The organism is Bacillus cytotoxicus NVH 391-98 (genome assembly GCF_000017425.1).
Lineage (GTDB): Bacteria > Bacillota > Bacilli > Bacillales > Bacillaceae_G > Bacillus_A > Bacillus_A cytotoxicus.
The window spans coordinates 3,045,843-3,068,350 of record NC_009674.1 but is presented as its reverse complement, the minus strand read 5'-3'; the positions used below and the strand labels follow the sequence as shown (position 1 = coordinate 3,068,350).

The following is a 22,508-nucleotide window of genomic DNA, read 5'->3' as shown; positions in this document are numbered from 1 at the left end:
CTTTTTGCATAAAATTTTAGTATAATGAATGTTTGTATCTCGCGTAAGGAGGGGAACAAATGGCTGATAAACCAGCTCGTTCTAAACAAATTGAAACTGAAATGACCCTTGAGCAAGTGAAAGAACAACTCACTGAGCTCGGAAAAAAACGTGGCGTTCTTACATACGAAGAGATTGCAGAACGCATGAACGGATTTGAAATTGAATCCGAACAAATGGATGAATATTATGAATATTTAGGTGAACAAGGGATTGATTTAGTTGGTGATAATGATGAAGGCCCAAATAATCATCAAATCACAAAAACGGAAGAAGAATTCGATCTAAACGATTTAAGTGTACCACCAGGTGTGAAAATCAATGACCCTGTTCGCATGTATTTAAAAGAAATTGGTCGTGTTGATTTATTATCTGCTGAAGAAGAAATTCAATTGGCGACTCGTATTGAAGAAGGCGATGAAGAAGCAAAACGCCGTCTTGCAGAAGCAAACTTACGTCTTGTTGTAAGTATTGCAAAAAGATACGTTGGCCGCGGTATGCTTTTCTTAGACCTTATTCAAGAAGGGAATATGGGTCTAATTAAAGCGGTTGAAAAGTTCGACTACCGCAAAGGATTTAAATTTAGTACGTATGCAACATGGTGGATTCGTCAAGCGATTACACGTGCGATTGCAGACCAAGCAAGAACCATTCGTATTCCGGTTCATATGGTTGAAACAATCAATAAATTAATTCGTGTACAACGTCAATTATTACAAGATTTAGGTCGTGAACCAACTCCGGAAGAGATTGGTGAAGAAATGGATCTTGCTCCAGAAAAAGTACGCGAAATCTTAAAGATTGCTCAGGAGCCAGTTTCTCTTGAAACACCGATTGGTGAAGAGGATGACTCACACTTAGGCGATTTTATCGAAGACCAAGAAGCAACATCACCTGCGGATCATGCAGCATATGAATTGCTGAAAGAACAATTAGAAGATGTGTTAGATACGCTAACAGATCGTGAAGAAAATGTTCTTCGTCTTCGTTTTGGTTTGGATGATGGACGAACTCGTACGCTTGAAGAAGTCGGAAAAGTATTCGGCGTAACAAGAGAGCGTATTCGTCAAATTGAAGCAAAAGCACTTCGTAAATTAAGACATCCAAGCCGTAGCAAACGGTTAAAAGATTTCTTAGAGTAGTTCTTATATAAGTTTACTTCACCTTTGTGAAGTAAACTTTTTTATTTTGTTAAGTTTTGTTAAAATTTAGCTGTAAGTACCGATTACAATACTTGTAATATATTTTACAGAATTGTCTTTTGATTTGCAAATGCTCATTTTTCGATTTTTCGATTAATTTTGTGTATTTTATACAAAAATATATGTAGAAAAACAAAAAATATGATGAGAAACATAGATATTTATCAAAAAAATATAGGATAGAAATAAGAAGATTAATAAACTGAATTTATGGAATATTTTCAACAACTGATAATTTCGCCTTTTCTGATAGAGCGTTTTCAAGTACAATAGAAATAACTGAATCATCTAATTATTAGGGGGTATAGAGGGGGGAGAAAATAGATGAAACGTAATCCGTTGATTCCATTCGCTCTTATTGCAGCACTAGGTATTATCGTGATGTTCGTATTTTCATTTCAAGGGTTACATAAGTCTAAAGAGCTAGCGGATGCTAAAAATGGAGGAAAGCAAACCCAAACAGCATCAAAGCCTGAAGACATTGTAAAACAAAACTGTACGAGCTGCCATGGGGATCAGTTACAAGGTGCAGTAGGACCTGAACTGCAAAAAATTGGCGGGAAACTTTCTAAAGATGAAATTAAAGAAGTGATTGTAAAAGGAAAAGGAAATATGCCGCCTAATTTAATTCCAGCAGATCAAGCTTCCAAAGTAGCAGATTGGTTATCGAAGAAAAAATAAAGAAAAACAAGCCCCTTACTTTTAAAGTAAGGGGCTTGTTTTTCTTTTCTTTCTAAAATACGATTAAAGAAAGATAAAGGGATTGAATGATTGTTGCTTACTTGCAATAATACTTGTTCATTCATTATCATAGAAACAGATTGACAAGAGAAGGAGCAATGGAAATACATGAATGAAGTCAAACTTTCAAAAAGATTAGAAGAGGTAGTGCGAGAGATTCCAGCAGGGTCTACGGTAGCGGATATCGGATCAGATCATGCTTATTTACCGTGCTATGCAATTGTAAATCATATTGCGACAAAAGCAGTGGCAGGGGAAGTAGTAGATGGACCGTTTCGTTCTGCGCAGGCAACGGTAGCTGAGAATGGCTTGCAGGGAAAGATTGATGTTCGCAAAGGAAATGGATTAGCTGTTATTTCACCAGGAGAAGTGGATGTCATTACAATTGCTGGTATGGGTGGAGCGTTAATTCGTGATATTTTAGAAAGCGGAAAAGAAAAATTAAATGGGGTAACGCGTCTCATATTACAACCGAATATTGCAGCACATCATATTCGTGAATGGTTTATTGAAAATGATTGGGAACTGATTCGTGAAAAGATTGTAAAAGAGGATGGTAAGATTTATGAAATTTTAGTGGGGGAAAGAGGAAATCCGTTAGCGCCTTACTCAGACCGTAAGCAAGCTGAATTATTGATCGGACCATTTTTAATGAAAGAAAAAAGTGATGTTTTCATTGAAAAATGGGAATGTGAATTGAAAAATTTTCAAAATATCTTAAAGCAATTAGAACGTGCGACAGAATCGGAAGATACAAAAGCGAAACGAAATGAAGTAATGGAGAAAATGAAAATGGTAGGAGATGTATTATCATGAGCAAAATTCTAAATGGGCATGAAGTAATTTCTTTATTTGAAAGCATGTATCCGAAGCATCTAGCGATGGAAGGGGATAAGATTGGTCTGCAAATTGGAGCTCTTAATAAACCAGTGGAGCATGTCTTAATTGCACTAGATGTAACAGAAGAGGTTGTAGAAGAAGCGATTCAAATTGGAGCAAATATCATTATTACACACCATCCTCTTATTTTTCATCCTTTAAAAGCAATTCATACGGATAAGGTGTATGGGAAAATTATTGAAAAATGTATCAAACATGATATCGCTGTGTATGCAGCACATACAAATGTTGATGTTGCAAAAGGTGGAGTAAATGATTTACTTGCTGAGGCGCTTGAACTACAAAACACTGAAGTGCTCGTTCCAACATATACAGAAGAAATGAAAAAAGTAGTTGTATTTGTTCCTGTAACACATGTAGATGCTATTCGAAAAGCATTAGGAGACGCAGGTGCGGGTTATATCGGTAACTACAGCCATTGTACGTTTGGTAGCCAAGGTATAGGTACATTTATCCCTCAAGAGGGAACAAACCCTTACATTGGCGGAACTGGGCAGTTAGAGCGTGTTGAAGAGATAAGAGTTGAAACGATTATCCCGGCTTCGTTAGAACGAAAGGTTGTTAAAGCGATGTTAACAGCACATCCGTATGAAGAAGTTGCTTATGATATATATCCGCTAGATAACAAAGGAGAAGCGCTAGGGCTTGGTAAAATTGGATATTTACAAAAAGAAATGACCCTCGGGGAGTTTGCTGAGCATGTAAAGCGTTCGTTAGATATACAAGGGGCACGAGTTGTCGGAAGGCTTGATGATAAAGTGCGTAAAGTAGCTGTTCTTGGTGGTGACGGGAATAAATTTATCAATCAGGCAAAATTTAAAGGCGCAGATGTTTATGTTACTGGTGATCTGTATTATCATGTTGCTCACGATGCTATGATGTTAGGGCTAAATGTTGTTGACCCAGGACATAATGTAGAGAAGGTAATGAAACAAGGTGTTCAAAAACAACTACAGCAAAAAGTAGAGGCGAAACAATTCGCTGTACAAATTCATGCATCTCAGCTACATACAGATCCATTTACATTTGTATAAAGTGAAACTTTAATCAGTGGGGATTTTCTTCATCCCCCACTGATTATGAGCCCTCACCAATCGGGCTGCCTTAAAATAGCGGGATAAATTAGCGCTTATCTTTATATAATAAAGCGAGAGTCTTTTTAGCTAAAAGGATAAAAAATCCGTTGCGAGTAGTGAGCAACGGATTTTTTTATTTATTGTTTTTTTACCTTTACACGCGGCAAAATTTTTTGAAGCGGTACGTTTCGTTTTCTTTCCCACGTAGCAGGATTTGTTGGATCGTATTGTTCTAAAAAGGCAATGACTTCTTTTGTAATTGGAGTTGGAGTAGAAGCACCAGCAGTTACTGCTACAGCTTCTACTCCTTGAAGCCATTCTAGTTGAATTTCACTTACATCAGCGACGCGATATGCTTTTGTGCCGGCAATTTCTTGCGATACTTGAGCGAGACGATTGGAGTTATTGCTTTTCGGATCGCCAACAACAATTGTTAAATCGGCAACATCAGCTTGTTTTGCAACGGCTTCTTGACGAACTTGTGTTGCTAAGCAGATTTCTTTATGGAATTCAGCTGTTGGGAATTTTTTTTTGATATCTTCCATTAGATGCTGAACATCCCATTGACTCATTGTCGTTTGATTTGTAACTAAAATTTTATCTGTAGGAATCTCTAATGTTTTTAAATCATCTGCTTTTTCAATGAGATGAACAATATCAGGTGCAATGCCAACTGCTCCTTCTGGTTCTGGATGCCCTTTTTTTCCGATATAAATTACATGGTAACCTTCTGATTTTTTTGCTTCAATTAAGTCGTGTGTTTTTGTCACATCTGGGCATGTCGCATCAATTGTTGTTAATCCTTTTTCTTTGGCACGTTGTTTTACTTCTGGGGAAACACCATGTGCAGTGAAAATAACCGTACCAGAATCGATTTGATCCAAAATTTCTAAGCGACTTGGGCCATCTAAAGTAATAATTCCATCTTCTTCAAATGCATCTGTTACATGCTTATTATGAACAATCATGCCTAGAATATAGATAGGCCTTGGTAATGATTTATCTAGTGCAGCGTTGCGTGCAATAACCATTGCATCTACAACGCCATAACAATAACCACGAGGGGAAATTTTAATAATTTTCATGTGAGTAATCCTCTCCTTCTAAACAAGGAATCCTTTTGTACATAGTCCTTTTCATTATAAAGGAGGAGTGGACAGAAAACAAAGTATTGTTACACATATAATTTTGGTTTTGCTGGTAAAGGAGAAGCGGTTGCCTTTTGTGATTCTTTAGCGTTGGTAGATTTTGGAGTAACTTCGTTGCTTTTTTTCTTTTTTAAAGGTGTCTTAGGTACGTTATTTTTTTTCACTTCTTCTTTTGAATTCTCGCTGTCCTCTTTCCCTGAAGTAAGGATTTTCACAATACTCGGTATACTGCGAACGATGGGTCCGTATTGCTCTACAACTGGCCCGACAGATTGGGCGACTTGAGCAACTTTTTCAATGTTATTTAACATATTAGTTGGATTAGAAATTAGATTAGAAAAGAAATTTCCAATTCCACCACTGGTATTTGTTGCAACAAATGATTCACCACCGCGCATGTCGTTTTGGTCATACATGGGTGGCGCGATTAACGGTTGATGTATATAAGGCTGATTATAATGTGGCTGCATCGTTTGTGGATATTGCTGGTACATTATTGGCTGTCCTTCCATTTGCCGGTAGGGAGGAATCATTTGCATAAAAGGTTCAGTCGGATCATGTTTTTTAAAAAGTTTAGAGAGCAGTCCTTTCTTTTTTTGCATCATTTGTGGTAAATGTGGGATTGGATATGGTGTATAGGGGTGTTGCCCTGTATGCATTTGTTGTATAGGGGATTTCGGATACATAAAAGAAATCCTCCTTTCTTCAATTAGGTATATACACATACAGTATGCAATCGAAAGTAAGAAGGTTAGTTTTTAAGTTGGAAACAAAAACTAAAGATGGATTTTACGATTAGATTTCGTTATAATGTAGACTTGACTGATTTGTGCGCGCAGTAGAAATTTGAGAAAGAAGGTGTAATCTGTGACAATACAAACATTTACACAGTATAATTTTCAACCGTTTTTAATAGATGCAGTTCGTGAATTACGTTTTACGGAGCCGACAGAAATTCAAAAGAAAATATTCCCTGTTGTAAAAAAAGGAGTAAGTATAATTGGACAATCCCAAACAGGATCAGGAAAAACACATGCATACTTACTACCGACAATCAATCAAATTGATCCAAAACGTGAAGAAGTGCAGCTTGTGATTACGGCGCCAACGCGTGAGTTAGCACAACAAATTTATCAAGAAATTATTAAATTAACGAAGTTTTGTACGGAAGAACAAATGATTACAGCGCGTTGCTTAATTGGGGGAACAGATAAACAGCGATCGATTGAAAAATTGAAAAAGCAGCCACATATCGTTGTTGGAACGCCAGGTCGTATTAAAGATTTAATAGAAGAGCAAGCTTTATTTGTTCATACAGCAGAAACGATTATTGTCGATGAAGCAGATTTAATGCTTGATATGGGATTTATTCAAGATGTAGATAAAGTTGCAGCGCGCATGCCGAAAAATTTGCAAATGCTCGTTTTTTCTGCGACGATTCCGCAAAAATTGAAACCATTTCTGAAAAAATATATGGAGAATCCAGAGCATATTCATATTAATCCGAAGCAAGTTGCTGCGGGAAACATTGAACATTATTTAGTTCCATCGAGACATCGTAATAAAATTGAAATAGTCAAGAATATGTTGCTTCAATTTCAGCCGTACTTAGCAATTGTTTTTACAAATACGAAAAAAATGGCAGAAGAAGTTGCGAATGGATTAACAGAGCGAGGATTAAAAGTAGGACGTATTCATGGTGACCTATCACCTCGTGACCGCAAAAAAATGATGAAACAAATTCGTGATTTGGAATTTCAATACATTGTTGCGACAGACTTAGCGGCACGTGGTATTGATATAGAAGGAATTAGTCATGTTATTAACTATGAAATTCCGTCTGACTTAGACTTCTTTGTTCACCGTGTTGGTCGTACAGCACGCGCTGGGTATTCTGGTATTGCTGTAACGATATATGATGCGCGTGATGAAGAAGCGATAGATAGTTTGGAAAAACAACGTAATATTACGTTTAAACATGTAGAATTGCGAAATGGTGAATGGATAGATTTAGGGGAGCGCAACCGACGTCAAAGCCGTAAAAAACCAAATAATGAGTTGGATATTATGGCAACGAAAGTTGTGAAAAAACCGAAAAAAGTAAAGCCTGGATATAAGAAAAAATTAGCAGCTGAACGTGAAAAGGTAAAGAAAAAATATAGTCGTAAAAAAAGATAAGGGAAACCTTATCTTTTTTATTGTCGGATTTGCAAAGAATTTTTTTGAGTAAGCAATTCGCTACATATTTCTACAAATTATGCTATTATTATAGCTATTGTATATTGAAGAGGTGATAATATGTTGAAGATTGGATCTCATGTTTCAATGAGTGGGAAAAAAATGCTATTAGCTGCAAGTGAAGAGGCAGTTTCATATGGTGCTACGACATTTATGATTTACACAGGTGCACCGCAAAATACGAGAAGAAAGCCGATTGAAGAATTAAATATAGAAGCTGGCCGTAAACATATGGAAGAACATGGAATTAAAGAAATTATTGTCCATGCACCATATATTATTAATATTGGAAATACAACAAAGCCTGAAACATTCCAATTAGGTGTGGATTTCTTGCGCATGGAAATTGAAAGAACAGAAGCGCTTGGAGTAGCAAAACAAATTGTTCTGCATCCTGGAGCTCATGTTGGGGCGGGTGCAGATGCAGGGATTGCACAAATTATAAAAGGTTTGAATGAAGTATTAACGCCAGAACAAACAGTAAATATTGCATTAGAAACAATGGCTGGAAAAGGTACAGAATGCGGACGTAGCTTTGAGGAAATTGCGAGAATTATTGATGGTGTAACATATAATGAAAAGCTATCTGTATGTTTTGATACGTGTCATACACATGATGCAGGTTATGATATTGCCAATGATTTTGATGGCGTTTTAAATGAGTTTGATAAAATTGTTGGAATTGATCGCTTGCAAGTTTTACACGTTAATGACAGTAAAAATGTTCGCGGAGCTGCAAAAGACCGTCATGAAAATATTGGTTTTGGTCATATTGGTTATAAAGCTTTACATGATATCGTTCATCATCCGCAGTTAGAGCACATACCAAAGATTCTTGAAACGCCATATGTAGGGGAAGAGAAGAAAGATAAAAAGCCACCATACAAATTTGAAATTGAAATGTTAAAGAACGGAACATTTGATGAAGGGCTTCTTGAGAAGATTAAAGGACAATAAGGAGGGGGTCCCCTCCTTATTTTAATAATTTCTGAAAGAGTGTATTCACTTGCTGGGCGGTAGAAGGAGAGGTTACTTTCGCAATTTTTTTTAAGAGTTCGAGCCTTTCATCTGTATTATAAATATTAATATTTTTTCCTTTCATCAATAAAACAATTTGATCTGCTTGTTCAGTTGTAATAGGAATTTCATATTCTTTACTATATTTCAATAATTCTTTTGGTGTCATGTTATTTATTTTTTTGTTCACAATTTGTTTGATGAGGTTCACGAGATAGTCCTCCTTCAGGTGTTCGTTTATCGAAATATATGTGTATAGTGCCTGTATATATTCGTATGACACTTCTTTTTTTCTATTAGAAAAAGAAGAATATGTTATAATAAAAGAACGAAACGCCAGAAAAAGATTATAAGGAGGGCTTATGGAAAAGAAACAACATCGAAAAGAAAGTGTTATCCATCTCTTGTATCGTTTAATTATGATTGTCTTTGGAGCAGCGTGTGCAGCAGTAGCAATTGAACTATTTTTAATCCCAAATAAAATTATTGATGGTGGAATTATTGGTGTTTCCCTCATACTAGATTACCTTACCCCTAACATTTGGTGGCTAAGTTTTTCTACTTTAGTTGTTATCCTCAATATACCATTTATGTACTCCGGTTATAAGCAAATTGGAAAGACATTTATGCTATCTTCAACTTTTGCGATTGTCGCGTTAGCATTTATTGAAACAACACTACATACTATCAAACCATTTACGACAGAACCTATTTTAGCAACTGTGTTTGGTGGCCTTATATTAGGTCTTGGTGTAGGACTCGTTATTCGTCATGGTGGATCATTAGATGGAACTGAAATTATGGGAATCTTATTAACAAAAAAATTACCATTCTCGGTTGGGGAATTTGTTATGTTTGTGAACTTATTCATTTTTGCTTGGGCAGCCTTTGTATTTGGTGTAGAGCAGGCAATGTATTCTGTTATGACCTACTATATTGCTTTCAAAACAATTGATACTGTTATTCAAGGATTGGATGAAACAAAGGCTGTGTTAATTGTTTCTGATCAATATGAAGAAGTATCAAATGCGATATTACACCGTCTTGGTCGCGGGACAACTAAGCTTATAGCTAAGGGTGGTTATACCGATAAAGAAAAAGAAGTGATTTACGCCGTTGTGACACGTCTTGAAGTAACAAAATTAAAATCAATTGTTCATGAAATTGATGAAAACGCCTTTGTTACAATTATGAGTACACAAGAGACAAATGGTGGTAAGTTTAAATCAGCTATCCATTAAAAAAAGTATGTTCAAAAAGCAGAGAGAAATTCTCTGTTTTTTTGTTATAATAATAAGGTTGTCTAAAGTAAATCATATATTTTAGGCAGATTGGTTTACAACTATAATCAGCTGTACTATAATTCAAATAGAAATAAATCGGAATCATTCTGAATTAAAATAGGTGAGATGATATGGAAAATATATTAGAAATAGAAGGTTTGACATTTCGCTATGAAGATCGAAATGTGATAGAAGACATTCATTTGCAAGTTCCTAAGGGAGCTTTTTTAGGTTTGGTTGGACCGAATGGATCTGGTAAATCAACGTTGTTAAAGTGTATATTAGGTGTTTTGAAGCTAAAGAAAGGAAATATTCGATTATTTGGCATTGATAGTAGAAAATTTAAAGCATGGAATCAAATCGGTTATGTTTCACAAAAGGCTAACAGCTTTAACTCTGGGTTTCCAGCAACTGTGTTTGAAGTGGTTTCTATGGGGCTTGTGTCGAAAAAAGGCTTATTCCGCTTTTTGACGAAAGAGGATAAAGAAAAGGTAGCAAAAGCAATTGCAGATGTAGGAATGAGTGAGTTTCAAAATCGTAACATTGGAGAACTTTCTGGAGGTCAACAGCAACGTGTGTTTATCGCTCGTGCACTTGTAAGCAGTCCAGAATTACTCATTTTGGATGAGCCTACTGTGGGAGTTGACATAAAGAGTGTAGAAAGTTTCTATGAAATATTAGAAGATTTAAATAAAAGGTTAGGTATTACACTTATTCTTGTTACACACGATATAGGAGCTGTAACAGAAAAAGTGACGCACGTTGCATGTTTAAATCAGCGTTTACATTTTCATGGGAAGGTAGAGAAATTCCGAGAGTTAGAGGATGCAGACATGTCCATTTTATATGGGTATCATGTTCATCGATTAGAACATGATCATGAGCATCACGGGAGGGTACAATGATACAGGATTTTTTACAATATGATTTTTTACGAAATTCATTATACGCTGGTATTTTAATAGGATTGATAGCGCCTCTTATAGGAGTATTTGTTGTAATCCGCCGTTTGTCCCTTATTGCAGATGCATTAAGTCACGTGACATTGTCGGGGATCGCTGCAAGTTTGTTGCTTGAAAAAACGATATTTACTGGTGGATTTTTAAATCCATTATATATGGGGATGCTTTTTTCAATGGGCGGAGCATTGCTTATTGAAAAATTACGCTCTGTATATAAACATTATCAAGAGTTAGCAATCCCGATTATTCTGTCAGCTGGGATGGGGATGGGGGTTATTTTCATCTCGCTTGCTAATGGGTTTAATACAGATTTATTTAGTTATTTATTTGGTAGTGTAAGTGCTGTAACAAGCGCAGATTTAATGATTATTGGCATTGTAGCAATCGCGGTTGTAGCAACGATTATTTTATTATATAAAGAGCTATTTTTATTATCATTTGATGAAGAATATGCTGTGTCAACAGGACTTCGTGCAAAGTGGCTCCACTTTATTTTTATTATTTTAGTTGCTCTTGTTATTGCTGTATCCATGCGAATTGTTGGGGTTCTTCTTGTATCGTCTTTAATGACTTTACCGGTAGCAGCAAGTATTCGAATTGCTAAAGGATTTAAGCAAACGATTTTCTTCTCCGTTTTATTTGGAGAAATTGCTGTAATTGGTGGAATGTTAGTTTCTTATCAACTCGATTTAGCTCCAGGTGGTACAATTGTTATGTTAGCGGTTCTCATTTTAATTGGTGCAATCTTATGGAAGAAGAAAAAAACGGCATAAAGTAGGGATAGTTATGAACTTAACAGAAGCTTTACGCTTAATGAAGGAAAAAGGATATAAACATACTGGAAAACGAGAGGAAATGTTACGTTTATTTGCGAAACATAATCGGTACTTAACAGCAAAAGACGTGTTAGAACACATGAAGGATAATTATCCGGGATTGAGTTTTGATACAATTTATCGTAATTTAACCGTATTTGCTGAAATCGGTATTTTAGAGCAGACAGAATTAAATGGGGAAAAACATTTTCGCTTTACATGTTCTATTATGGAACATCATCATCATTTCATTTGTTTAGATTGTGGTGGTACAAAAGAAATTACTTCTTGTCCAATGGATTTTATGAATAAAGATTTTAAAGGATATGAGGTCACAGGTCATAAATTTGAAATATATGGACGTTGTCCGAAATGTGCAAAGTAAGAGCTCATCAGCTGAAAAGTTGATGGGCTTTTCTCATATGATACAGAAAGGCCTGTTTACATCATAGTGTAAGCAGGCCTTTATTATTATTGTTCTTGTTTTTCTTTTTCTTGGTTTTCAGCCATTTCAGCAGCGATGACATCAATTTCTTTTTTGAGTTCTTCTACCATTGTTTCTTCTGGAACTTTTCGAACAACTTTTCCTTTGCGGAATAATAAGCCTTCACCACGTGCTCCAGCAATCCCGATATCAGCTTCACGAGCTTCGCCTGGGCCATTTACTGCACAGCCAAGCACAGCTACTTTAATCGGTACTTTTAATGTAGAGATATACTCTTCCACTTCATTTGCAATACTGATTAGGTCGATTTCAATACGTCCGCAAGTTGGACAAGAAATAAGTGTTGCGGCATTTGAAGCAAGACCAAATGACTTTAACAATTCACGAGCCACTTTTACTTCTTCAACTGGATCAGCACTTAGCGAGATGCGAAGTGTATTTCCGATACCTTTGCTTAAAATAGCTCCAAGACCAGCGGCACTTTTAACTGTTCCGGCAAATAGAGTACCGGACTCTGTAATGCCTAAATGCAATGGATAATCGAAAGCACGAGCTGCTTTCTCATAAGCTTCAATAGCTAAATTTACATCGGATGCTTTCATCGATACGATAATATCATGAAAGTCTAAGTCCTCTAAAATTTTAATATGATGCAATGCGCTCTCGACCATACCATCAGCAGTAGGGTAGCCATACTTTTCTAGAATATGACGCTCTAATGAACCGGCATTTACACCAATTCGAATTGGAATACCGCGCTCTTTGGCAGCATTTACAACAGCTTCTACTTTGTGGCGGCGCCCGATATTACCCGGGTTAATACGCACTTTATCAATGCCACCTTCGATTGCCTTTAAAGCAAGACGATAGTCAAAATGAATATCAGCAACAAGCGGAATATTAATTTGCTTTTTAATATCAGCAATGGCATTTGCAGCTCGTTCGTCTGGAACAGCTACGCGGACAATTTGACAGCCTGCTTCTTCTAAACGCTTAATTTCAGCAACAGTTGCTTCTACATCATGCGTTTTTGTTGTAGTCATACTTTGTATAATTAATTCATTATTACCACCAATTGTTAAATTACCGACTTTAACCGGACGTGTTTTTGTACGATGAGTTATTTCATTCACGAATAGATCGCTCTCCTTATAAAAGAAGTTTCTTATTTTGTCTCTTATACCGCACATAGTATATGAAGTATAAGGAAATCGAAACCACTATGCTTGGTTTCACTTTTACTATTGTATCAGCGCCTTTATAGAATTGACAAGGATAATGTAACGGTTCATTGATATAATGGGAATTTATACGATTTTCCAATTTGAATTTTTGTAGACGTTCTCTCTTTATTTAATCGTTTAAAATCGTTGATTACTTTTTCGATGGATGGAACTTTTTTCTTATTAATAGCTTCTGTAATAGAGAGAACAGTATCTCCTGTTTTTACCTCGATTTTTTTATAAGATGTATCCGTCTTCTTTTTTGTCTCTTTCTTTATATCTTCTTTTTTAACAGTTTGAGCAGCAATTGTTTTTTTGTATGAGCTTAACATTGGCAAAGTACCAATTTTTATATCGTAATAAAATATATAACCGAGAACAAGCACAAATAAAAATACGCCAAGTCTCTTCATATTCCTCACTCCTTTGTTAGGAATATATGCTTGTCCTAAAAAAAAATGCCTAAATAGCGATATAGAATGTATGGTAAGAAAGCAAATCAAATTGGTTGTTTCATTCTGGAGAAAAGAGGACGTTGAGAAAAATGTATTTCAAAGACGTTCTAAATGGGGTGTATACAGTTGAAATCTCAAATGGAAAGGATAGAACGTATCACTTCAAGCAACATTACGCCTATGTAAAGGAAACGGATAACAATTTATCAATTGACATGAACTAAGTCTAAGTGAGCAAAAGTTTATATCAAATAAAGGCGATCCAAAACGTATGTGTTTTGGATCGCCTCTTTTGTAATCATTATTTTTCTTTTGGTGTTGGAATTTCTTTTATTGCTAAGTATAAGACGATTAAAATAACTGCAATGTAAAGAGGGAATGATCCGGGAACTGTAATCTTTAGTAAGTCCATAATCATAAAGAAAACAGTTGGGATTGTATAACTATAAGCAGTTAACGTCCAAACTTGTTTATAAGATAATTTGCGCTGACCGCTCATAGCAGATCCGATAAATGCCAGTAGTGTAACACCTAAAAAAGTAATAAATAATTGGAATAAATAAGTAAAGAACCCGATAACAAGCATTAAAATAGGATACATACTATTGAAAAAAGAAAGAAAGTCTTGCAAGTCTTTTTTCTCAAGAGAAGCACCTAATAAATCATTGTAAGAATATGTTCGTGTTATTCCATTTGCAACAGAAATAACTTTGTCTTTTAGAACAAACAACCCTGTTTTGTTCGTATACTTTCCTGTATCAGTAGCATTTGGATCGAATACAAAGATAGAGTTTCCCTCCTCTTTTTCAATGGGTTGATTAATATCTGCCTTTAGTTCCCCATTTTCTATTTTAAAGTCTGGAATGTCTTGTTCAAGCGCTTGCTTTATGATTCCAACGCTATCTTGAATAACGCTGCCATACAATAAAGTTCTCGGGATGGTTGTAAGGAAACAGAGTAATAAGATATAAAGAATCGTTTTTCCGATTTTTTGAAACCGAAAAAGCGCCATGTCTTTCGGTGAGTATAGACTCTTTCCAATTTGTGTAAAGATAGACATAGATTCACTTCCTTTTTATATTAAGTAGACATATATAAACATTGTAACGTACGTATCTAGAGAATCACAAGCAATATCGCGCTCTCATGTCATGCGTAGCGAGTTTATTATATAAGTTTTTTGAAAACACAATGCATGAAAAGAAAAATATAATTGACACTTTTCTTTTTTATATGGTAAATTTATCTTACATTTCTTGCATCTTCTATTTTGTAGGAAGCTCGTTTTTATAGAAGTTTCATGGAAGAAGCATAAAGAATGATATAGTCGTTTTTCCTATAATCATGTATATAATCTTGGACCCTTAGCTCAGTTGGTTAGAGCAGACGGCTCATAACCGTCCGGTCGTAGGTTCGAGTCCTACAGGGTCCATACCCATGTTACATACTTATAAATGCAGGCAAGAAGCTTCCTTGTAGAAGGAGGCTTTTTTTACGAAATAAGTGAGCATTTTGTTTGAAAAGAAATGGGGATTTTGCTACTTTAATGATAGCAAGACAATGTGATTTAATTTGTTTTCACCCTATGGCAATTAGGGTAAAATGAAGTTGTATGCCAAACTGTTTTGGCAATACATAAAATGGGAGGAATATAACAATGGCAAAACATGAATTACCAAATTTACCTTATGCGTATGATGCATTAGAGCCTCATTTTGACAAAGAAACAATGAACATCCATCATACGAAACACCACAATACGTACGTAACAAACTTAAATGCTGCATTAGAAGGTCACGCAGAATTAGCTGACAAAAGTGTTGAAGAATTAGTTGCAAATTTAAACGAAGTACCAGAAGAAATTCGTACTGCAGTACGTAACAATGGTGGTGGACATGCAAACCATAGCTTCTTCTGGACAATCTTATCTCCAAATGGCGGTGGACAACCAGTAGGTGAACTTGCTACTGCAATTGAAGCAAAATTCGGTAGCTTTGATGCATTCAAAGCAGAATTTGCAAAAGCTGGTGCATCTCGATTCGGTTCTGGTTGGGCTTGGTTAGTAGTAAACAACGGTGAACTAGAAGTAACAAGTACTCCAAACCAAGATTCACCTTTAACAGAAGGGAAAACACCAATCATCGGTTTAGATGTTTGGGAGCATGCTTACTACTTACATTACCAAAACCGCCGTCCTGATTACATCAGTGCGTTCTGGAATGTTGTAGACTGGAATGCAGCTGAAAAACGTTACCAAGAAGCTAAATAATAGTACTTGTTTCATTTTATACAAGGGAATATGAAAAGAGCTAGGGGCATATGCCGCTAGCTTTTTTGTATGCTTTCTTTTACATAATTGTGCCTAGTCTTTGGAAGACTAGAACATGAAGTAAAGGAGAGTTATATATGAAGTGGAAACATGTAATTGGTGATGTTGAGGTGAATCGGGATTTAATATTATTACTTAGTATGGGCGGATTGTATACACTCGCTATTTCATTATCCAATACATTTGTTAACATTTATTTATGGAAGCAAACGCAAAATTATGTAAACATAGGGCTATATAATTTAGCAAGTGTTGTGTTACAACCGCTGACTTTTTTATTCGCAGGAAAATTAGCGAAAAGAATCGATCGCGCCATTTTATTGCGGATCGGAGTTGGAACATTAGCGACTTTTTTTATTGTAGTTTTACTTACAGGAACGCATGCTTCCCAATATATTATATTAATAGGTGGGCTCCTTGGTATTGGGTATGGGTTTTATTGGTTGGCCTTTAACTTGTTAACGTTTGAAATTACAGAGCCAGAAACGCGTGATTTTTTCAATGGTTTTCTTGGTCTTTTAACTTCGTTTGCTGGCATGATTGGGCCAATAACAGCTGGATATACCATTTCTCGTATGGAAAAGTGGAGCGGCTATACAGTGATTTTTTTTCTTTCATTAACTTTGTTTGCAATCGCTGTTGTTATGAGCTTTTTTTTATCGAAAAGAGAGTGTGAAGGTCGCTATGAAGTTGTACAAGTTCTACAGGAACGAAAGATAGATAAAAACTGGGGAAGAATCACACGTGCTCATTTTTTTCAAGGGCTACGAGAAGGGATTTTTGTCTTTGTTATTTCTGTGTACATCTATTTGGCAACAGGGAGTGAATTTGCGTTAGGGAAGTATAGTTTAGTAAATTCGGCTGTTTCGTTTGTAGCTTATTACTTAGTTACTCGCATGTTAAAAAAAGAATGGAGAAAAAAAGCCATTTTGCTTGGTGGAATTATTTTATATGCTGTGGTATTTTTAGTTATTTTTCATGTTACATATGCGAAATTACTTATCTATGCAGCTTCTATTGCAATTGCTTATCCAATCTTACTCGTTCCTTATGGCTCAATGACTTATGATGTAATTGGAAGAGCGAAAAATGCAAAAGAATGGCGAGTGGAGTATATTGTTGTGCGAGAATTATGGTTAAATGGTGGAAGAATTTGCTCTATTATTAGTTTTTTATGCGCTGTATCGTTTTTTCAACCAGAAAAAAGCTTACCTGTTTTATTAGGCATCCTTGGGGCTGGACATTTCCTTGTTTATTTTGCTGTGCGAAATGTCAAATACAGTGAGAAGAATATGAATAGAACAAGCATAATAGCTACAGAAACGATACCAAATCGCACAGAACCAGAAGGTTAACTTCTTCTTTGTTTTATGCTAGAATAAAAAGACACGTAAAATAGCTGTAAGGGCACCTGTAACAGGTGTCCCTTTCATATTATATAGCTAAAGGTGGTAGAGGGGGTTCGTATGAGTAAGAAAAAAAAGAAAAAGACCCACGTTCCGTTTCGGCTGAACGTGTTATTTCTTTGTGTATTTTTAATGTTCTCTGCGGTTATTGTAAGGCTTGGTTATGTACAAATTGTTCATGGGGAGGAGTACAAAAACGAAGTTGAGAAAAAAGAAAACTCAACAATTAGTAATCCGGTTCCACGTGGAAAAATATTTGACCGATATGGCCGTTCCGTTGTAGATAATGATCCAGTTCGAACCATTACATTTACGCGAATGAAAGGGTCGACTTCAGAGGAACGTTTAGAAACAGCGAAAAAGCTTGCAGATTTAATTGAAGTATCACCGGATAAATTAACAGAACGTGATAAAAAAGATTATTGGCTGTTCCTTCATAAAGAAGAAGCGAAAGCAAAAATTACAAAAAAAGATCGCGAAGAATTAAAAGAAAAAAAAATTGATGATAAAGAAGTCGCAGAGCGTCAACGAAATCGTGTGACGGAAGAAGAATTAAATCAATTAACAGAAAAAGATTTAGAAGTGCTGGCGATTAAGAGTAAGATGGACGGCGGATATGCTATGACGCCGCAAATTATTAAAAAGCAAGTAACCCCGAAAGAATACGCTGTAGTCAGCGAGCGTTTAGCGTTATTACCAGGTGTCGATACAAATGTGGATTGGGATCGTAAATATACGTATGATGATATGTTCCGCAGTGTACTTGGTGGTGTAACAAGCTCGGATGAAGGGTTACCAAAAGAACGCTTAGATTATTTCCTTGTTCGGGATTATAACCGTAATGATCGAGTTGGAAAAAGTTATATTGAACAACAATATGAAGATGCACTTCACGGTTCAAAGGCAGAAGTGAAGAATATTACAGATAAAAATGGTAATATTTTAGAAACAGTAAATGTCTTGAAAGGGCAACGAGGAAATGATCTAAATTTAACAATTGACATGGAACTGCAAAAACGTGTCGAAGAAATTATTGGAAAATATTTAATGAAATTTAAAGGTTCAGAGCCTCTGCTTGATCGAGCGTTTGTTGTAATGATGAATCCGAAAAACGGTGAAATTCTGTCAATGGCTGGGAAACAGCTTGTCAATGAAGATGGGAAAACAGAAGTGAAGGACTTTGCTTTAGGTACAATGACAAGTTCTTATCCAATGGGGTCGACTGTCAAAGGTGCAACTTTGTTAACTGGATATCAAACAGGTGCCATTACACCTGGAACAACTTTATTGGATGAACCGATCAAATTAAAAGGGACACCGACGAAATCTTCTTGGAAAACGATGGGTTATATTAATGATTTAACTGCTTTAAAGATGTCTTCTAACGTATATATGTTTAAAACAGCGATGAATATTGCAAAAGTACCTTACATTCGTGGAGGTACATTAGATATTAAAAAACAAGCGTTTGATGATATGCGTTATTACTTTAGTCAGTTTGGTCTAGGAGTGAAAACAGGTATCGACTTACCGAATGAATCAGCTGGACTTCAAGGTTCGCAGTATACACCTGGTTTCTTGTTAGACTTAGCGATTGGCCAGTATGATAACTATACACCACTTCAGCTTGCACAATATGTATCTACAATTGCAAATGGTGGCTATCGTATGCAACCGCAAATTGTAAAAGAAATTCGTCAACCAGCAGCGAAACCTGATGAAGTTGGAAAAGTCATTCAATCAATGGAACCGAAAGTATTGAACCGTATTGATATGCCTGAGAGTCAGATTAAACGAATTCAAGAAGGGTTTAGGCAAGTGTTTAATGATGCGAGTGGTACTGGCAAGAGATACTTTGCGACTGCAAAGTATCAAGCTGCCGGAAAAACAGGAACTGCTCAAATACCATACGGTGGTGACAAAGAAATTGGAAAAGATGCAAATGGTCAGCGTAAAATAATTTATAACTTAACGTTAGTAGGGTATGCACCATTTGATAATCCAGAAGTTGCCTTCTCCGTTGTTGTTCCGTGGGTATATGATGATAAAACAGGAATTAACGGATACATTGGTCGTGAAATTCTGGATGCTTACTTTGATTTGAAAAAGCAAGCATTAACAGGTGAAGAGCCGCAAGATGAAAAAGGGGAAAAATCAAAGAAACAAGATGATGAATAAATTGATATCAGTTTGGCACACTATCTCAAAAGATAGTGTGCTTTTTTTGTAAGTGATACATATATTTTAGTAATGATGGACAAGTCCAGAAAATGCAATTATCTATATGAAAGTTTGAAGTCAATTGTAGAGAATGGACAGAAAAGGGGAGGGGCTTTCATGATCATTCAAAAAGTTGAACTTTACAAAATTTTTACAAACAATTAAAACCTCATTAATAGTTTGGCATTATTCTTATACCTGTAATCCTGTTATGTAGGTTACTTCTAGGAGGAACACGTGTGAAGGGGATACACAGATTGAGCAAGGTTTTCATCGTATCGATATGTTCTATATTTTTGTACATGTCTCCTGCATTTGCTGCAAATAAAATAGGAGAAGTGAGAGTTGATGGATCCTCAACGGTTTTTCCTATTATGGAAGCAGTAGCAGAAGAATATACAAAGAAAGAACCGCATGTGAAAGTTTCTATTAGTATTTCTGGGACAGGAGGAGGATTCCAACGTTTTGGAGCAGGAGAAGTGGATATGAATAACGCTTCACGTTCCATGAAACGAGTGGAAGAGAAAATGATGAGAGAGAACTCCATCCAATTTACACCACTTGAAATTGCTTATGACGGTTTGACTATGATTGTAAATCGTCAAAATAAGTGGGTGGATAATATGACAGTAGAAGAATTACGGAGATTATGGAGTGAAGATGGAAGTATAAAACGGTGGTCGCATATCCATCCAGAATGGCCGAAGGAAAACGTTCAATTTTATGCACCAGGCGTGGATTCTGGTACGTATGATTATTTTCAAAATGTAGTCTTACAAAAGAATCGCCTTGTAAAAACAGTTTCATTGTCAGAAGATGATCAAGTTATTATGCAAGGTGTTATGAATGATAGAAATGCGATTGCATTTGTAGGGTATGCCTACTACATGGCAAATCGTGATAAGGTAAAGGCCATTAAAGTAAACGGTGTATTTCCGACAAAAGAAACCATTCAATTCGGAATGTATAAGCCGTTATCAAGACCTCTGTTCGCATATGTAAATCATGCGTCTCTCCACAATAAAGAGAGTGTAGCAGATTATGTTGCATTCATGATGAAGCATGTAGGAGAGTTAGCCGAGGAAGTCGGATATGTAAGGTTACCAGAAGAAAAATATAATGATCAGCTGCGAATGTTAACAGAAATAGAGAGATAATGTCAGGGTGGAAAGGGGTTTTCATCTTTGGCTCATCATAACAAAAGTCAAATTACATTTTCTGTGCAGCATTTGATTGAAAGGAATCGGCTTAAAAGAAAGAAAACGCAGCGAATCAATCGAATGGTTCCAGTATTTCTAAAGGCAATTGCTAGCGTTTCTATTATAACGACAGTAGGAATCGTGATGACGCTTGCAAATGAAACGATGATGTTTTTTCGAAAAGTATCATTGCATGATTTTTTTCTTGATAAAGAGTGGTTACCTTTTTTTGAAGAACCGAAATTTGGAATACTTCCGCTTATATGTGGAACATTTCTTGTTACAATCATTGCTATGGTTGTGGCGATTCCAGTTGGATTAGGGTGTGCCATTTTCTTAAGTGAGTATGCTCCAAAGGCTGCTAGAAAGTTATTAAAGCCGTTGTTAGAACTATTGGCAGGTATCCCGACAATTGTATACGGCTTTTTTGCATTAACGATTGTTACACCACTTTTACAAAAAATGATTCCAAATTTACAATTTTTCAATGCGATTAGTCCAGGAATTGTAATTGGTTTTATGATGATTCCGACGGTTGCTTCTCTTGCTGAGGATGCAATGGGGGCTGTAGCAAAGGGAGCCAAGGAAGCCTCGTTGGCGCTTGGAGCAACTCGATTTGAAACAGTCAAGCAAGTCATCTTACCTGCCGCGTTTAGCGGAATTATAGCTGCGGTTTTATTGGCAGCTTCTCGTGCGATTGGTGAAACGATGATTGTTGTCATTGCGGGCGGTTCAACGCCAAATTTATCTTTGGATCCAACACATTCGATTCAAACATTAACAGCATATATTGTTCAAGTGAGTTTAGGAGATGCACCGCATGGTACGATTACTTACTACAGTATGTATGCTGTAGGGGCTACGCTCCTTGTATTTACGTTTATGATGAATATCATTTCACAGCAAATTATGCGTCGATTTAAAGAGGCGATATAAAATGCGGATGTTAAATCATAAGCGGATAAAAGAAAACATGTCGTTTCGCTTTTGGAAAGATCGAGTATATAAATGGATTTTTTCTATTGCAATGCTGTTTTCTATTCTGATTCTGATTGTATTGCTATATCAAATTTTTGAAAAAGGTATCGGCTATCTTTCAATCGATTTTTTGATACATTTTGCTTCGCGCCATCCAAATCAAACGGGGATTGCTGCCGCATTATCAGGAACAATATTGTTTATGAGTATTGTTGTACCAGTCTCATTTATTTTAGGAGTCGGTACAGCACTATATTTAGAGCATTATGCCAAACAATCTATTTTTACAAGAATGATAGCATTAAATATTCAAACATTAGCGGGTGTTCCATCTGTTGTATTTGGATTGTTAGGTTTAACAATTTTTGTTTATGCTTTTCAACTGGGAGAAAGCATAGTAGCTGCTGCGCTTACAATGAGTCTTCTTTCATTGCCGACAGTTGTTGTGTCCAGTCAAGAAGCAATTCGTATGGTACCGGATGGTTTATTGGAAGCTTCGTATGGAGTAGGAGCAACGAAATGGCAAACGATGTATCAAGTTGTATTACCAACTGCTCTCCCAGGAATTTTAACTGGATGTATTTTAGCTTTGTCTAGGGCAATTGGAGAAGCAGCGCCGTTATTAGTAATTGGAGCTCTTGCTTTTGCAAATTATATTCCACTTGGAATATTTGATAGATTTACAGTTTTACCAATTCAAATTTTTAATTGGATGAGTAGGCCACAAGAAGAGTTTCAACATGTAGCAGCAGCGGGGATGATCGTTTTACTAGGATTGTTGCTAATTATGAATATGGTTGTTTTATGGCTGCGAAATCGTAAATAAAGTAGG

At 36.1% G+C, this 22,508-nt stretch carries 22 protein-coding genes and 1 tRNA gene; 17 read left to right on the top strand and 6 right to left on the bottom strand.

Annotation, left to right across the window (positions count from 1 at the left end):
* The first annotated feature begins 59 nt into the window (after nucleotides 1-59).
* The 4 genes from rpoD (at nucleotide 60) to BCER98_RS15215 (ending at nucleotide 3,916) form a co-directional block, all read left to right on the top strand.
* Nucleotides 60-1,181, top strand: coding sequence for an RNA polymerase sigma factor RpoD (rpoD, locus tag BCER98_RS15230; protein WP_012095483.1), 1,122 nt, complete (start codon nucleotides 60-62; stop codon nucleotides 1,179-1,181).
* Nucleotides 1,182-1,565: 384 nt separating this feature from the next.
* Nucleotides 1,566-1,922 carry a cytochrome c550 gene (cccA, locus tag BCER98_RS15225; protein ID WP_012095482.1) on the top strand — a complete coding sequence of 119 codons (357 nt, stop codon included), beginning with the start codon at nucleotides 1,566-1,568 and terminating at the stop codon, nucleotides 1,920-1,922.
* 168 nt (nucleotides 1,923-2,090) lie between these two features.
* Nucleotides 2,091-2,798, top strand: coding sequence for a tRNA (adenine(22)-N(1))-methyltransferase (locus BCER98_RS15220; RefSeq protein ID WP_012095481.1), 708 nt, complete (start codon nucleotides 2,091-2,093; stop codon nucleotides 2,796-2,798).
* Nucleotides 2,795-3,916, top strand: coding sequence for a Nif3-like dinuclear metal center hexameric protein (locus BCER98_RS15215; RefSeq protein ID WP_012095480.1), 1,122 nt, complete (start codon nucleotides 2,795-2,797; stop codon nucleotides 3,914-3,916). The genes BCER98_RS15220 and BCER98_RS15215 overlap by 4 nt, the downstream gene beginning before the upstream one ends.
* A 179-nt stretch (nucleotides 3,917-4,095) precedes the next feature.
* Here the strand turns inward: BCER98_RS15215 and BCER98_RS15210 are convergent, their stop codons facing one another.
* Nucleotides 4,096-5,043 carry a 4-hydroxy-3-methylbut-2-enyl diphosphate reductase gene (locus BCER98_RS15210; RefSeq protein ID WP_012095479.1) on the bottom strand — a complete coding sequence of 316 codons (948 nt, stop codon included), beginning with the start codon at nucleotides 5,041-5,043 and terminating at the stop codon, nucleotides 4,096-4,098.
* A gap of 89 nt (nucleotides 5,044-5,132) precedes the next feature.
* Nucleotides 5,133-5,792: a VrrA/YqfQ family protein gene (vrrA, locus tag BCER98_RS15205; protein WP_012095478.1), complete on the bottom strand. Its 660-nt coding sequence runs from the start codon at nucleotides 5,790-5,792 to the stop codon at nucleotides 5,133-5,135.
* A gap of 181 nt (nucleotides 5,793-5,973) precedes the next feature.
* Between vrrA and BCER98_RS15200 the strand changes: the two genes are divergently transcribed.
* Nucleotides 5,974-7,284 (top strand): DEAD/DEAH box helicase, encoded by a 1,311-nt coding sequence (locus BCER98_RS15200; protein ID WP_012095477.1) that lies wholly within the window; start codon nucleotides 5,974-5,976, stop codon nucleotides 7,282-7,284.
* A 120-nt stretch (nucleotides 7,285-7,404) separates the two neighbouring features.
* Complete coding sequence (locus tag BCER98_RS15195) at nucleotides 7,405-8,301, top strand: deoxyribonuclease IV (RefSeq protein ID WP_012095476.1); 897 nt, start codon at nucleotides 7,405-7,407, stop codon at nucleotides 8,299-8,301.
* A 16-nt stretch (nucleotides 8,302-8,317) separates the two neighbouring features.
* Here the strand turns inward: BCER98_RS15195 and BCER98_RS15190 are convergent, their stop codons facing one another.
* The gene (locus tag BCER98_RS15190; protein ID WP_041810026.1) at nucleotides 8,318-8,572 is read right to left on the bottom strand and encodes a DUF2624 domain-containing protein; all 255 of its coding nucleotides are present in this window, start codon (nucleotides 8,570-8,572) and stop codon (nucleotides 8,318-8,320) included.
* Between the two features lie 151 nt (nucleotides 8,573-8,723).
* Between BCER98_RS15190 and BCER98_RS15185 the strand changes: the two genes are divergently transcribed.
* The 4 genes from BCER98_RS15185 (at nucleotide 8,724) to BCER98_RS15170 (ending at nucleotide 11,806) form a co-directional block, all read left to right on the top strand.
* Nucleotides 8,724-9,602 (top strand): YitT family protein, encoded by an 879-nt coding sequence (locus BCER98_RS15185; RefSeq protein WP_012095474.1) that lies wholly within the window; start codon nucleotides 8,724-8,726, stop codon nucleotides 9,600-9,602.
* A gap of 173 nt (nucleotides 9,603-9,775) precedes the next feature.
* Nucleotides 9,776-10,549, top strand: a complete 774-nt coding sequence (locus tag BCER98_RS15180; RefSeq protein WP_012095473.1) for a metal ABC transporter ATP-binding protein — start codon at nucleotides 9,776-9,778, stop codon at nucleotides 10,547-10,549.
* On the top strand, nucleotides 10,546-11,379 hold the full coding sequence (locus tag BCER98_RS15175) for a metal ABC transporter permease (protein ID WP_012095472.1): 834 nt from the start codon (nucleotides 10,546-10,548) through the stop codon (nucleotides 11,377-11,379). Before BCER98_RS15180 ends, BCER98_RS15175 begins: the two co-directional genes overlap by 4 nt.
* 13 nt (nucleotides 11,380-11,392) lie before the next feature.
* A complete protein-coding gene (locus tag BCER98_RS15170) occupies nucleotides 11,393-11,806 on the top strand; it encodes a Fur family transcriptional regulator (RefSeq protein ID WP_012095471.1) in 414 nt (137 codons plus the stop codon).
* An 86-nt stretch (nucleotides 11,807-11,892) separates the two neighbouring features.
* Here the strand turns inward: BCER98_RS15170 and ispG are convergent, their stop codons facing one another.
* The 3 genes from ispG to BCER98_RS15155 form a co-directional block, all read right to left on the bottom strand.
* Entirely contained in the window at nucleotides 11,893-13,056 is a 1,164-nt protein-coding gene (ispG, locus tag BCER98_RS15165) for a flavodoxin-dependent (E)-4-hydroxy-3-methylbut-2-enyl-diphosphate synthase (RefSeq protein ID WP_162533139.1), read from the bottom strand.
* A 98-nt stretch (nucleotides 13,057-13,154) separates the two neighbouring features.
* Nucleotides 13,155-13,502 (bottom strand): hypothetical protein, encoded by a 348-nt coding sequence (locus BCER98_RS15160; RefSeq protein ID WP_012095469.1) that lies wholly within the window; start codon nucleotides 13,500-13,502, stop codon nucleotides 13,155-13,157.
* Between the two features lie 343 nt (nucleotides 13,503-13,845).
* The gene (locus BCER98_RS15155) at nucleotides 13,846-14,604 is read right to left on the bottom strand and encodes a DUF1189 domain-containing protein (RefSeq protein WP_012095468.1); all 759 of its coding nucleotides are present in this window, start codon (nucleotides 14,602-14,604) and stop codon (nucleotides 13,846-13,848) included.
* 298 nt (nucleotides 14,605-14,902) lie between these two features.
* On the opposite strand from BCER98_RS15155, the gene BCER98_RS15150 reads away from it, so the two are divergent.
* The 7 genes from BCER98_RS15150 (at nucleotide 14,903) to pstA (ending at nucleotide 22,502) form a co-directional block, all read left to right on the top strand.
* Nucleotides 14,903-14,976, top strand: a tRNA-Ile gene (locus tag BCER98_RS15150).
* Between the two features lie 225 nt (nucleotides 14,977-15,201).
* Nucleotides 15,202-15,813, top strand: a complete 612-nt coding sequence (gene sodA, locus BCER98_RS15145; protein WP_012095467.1) for a superoxide dismutase [Mn] — start codon at nucleotides 15,202-15,204, stop codon at nucleotides 15,811-15,813.
* Between the two features lie 137 nt (nucleotides 15,814-15,950).
* Nucleotides 15,951-17,228, top strand: a complete 1,278-nt coding sequence (locus BCER98_RS15140) for an MFS transporter (RefSeq protein WP_012095466.1) — start codon at nucleotides 15,951-15,953, stop codon at nucleotides 17,226-17,228.
* A 111-nt stretch (nucleotides 17,229-17,339) separates the two neighbouring features.
* Complete coding sequence (locus tag BCER98_RS15135) at nucleotides 17,340-19,457, top strand: peptidoglycan D,D-transpeptidase FtsI family protein (protein ID WP_012095465.1); 2,118 nt, start codon at nucleotides 17,340-17,342, stop codon at nucleotides 19,455-19,457.
* 290 nt (nucleotides 19,458-19,747) lie between these two features.
* Nucleotides 19,748-20,656, top strand: coding sequence for a PstS family phosphate ABC transporter substrate-binding protein (locus BCER98_RS15130; protein WP_370684836.1), 909 nt, complete (start codon nucleotides 19,748-19,750; stop codon nucleotides 20,654-20,656).
* A gap of 27 nt (nucleotides 20,657-20,683) precedes the next feature.
* Entirely contained in the window at nucleotides 20,684-21,634 is a 951-nt protein-coding gene (pstC, locus tag BCER98_RS15125) for a phosphate ABC transporter permease subunit PstC (RefSeq protein ID WP_012095463.1), read from the top strand.
* A 1-nt stretch (nucleotide 21,635) separates the two neighbouring features.
* Nucleotides 21,636-22,502, top strand: coding sequence for a phosphate ABC transporter permease PstA (gene pstA, locus BCER98_RS15120; RefSeq protein WP_012095462.1), 867 nt, complete (start codon nucleotides 21,636-21,638; stop codon nucleotides 22,500-22,502).
* Nucleotides 22,503-22,508: the final 6 nt, after the last annotated feature.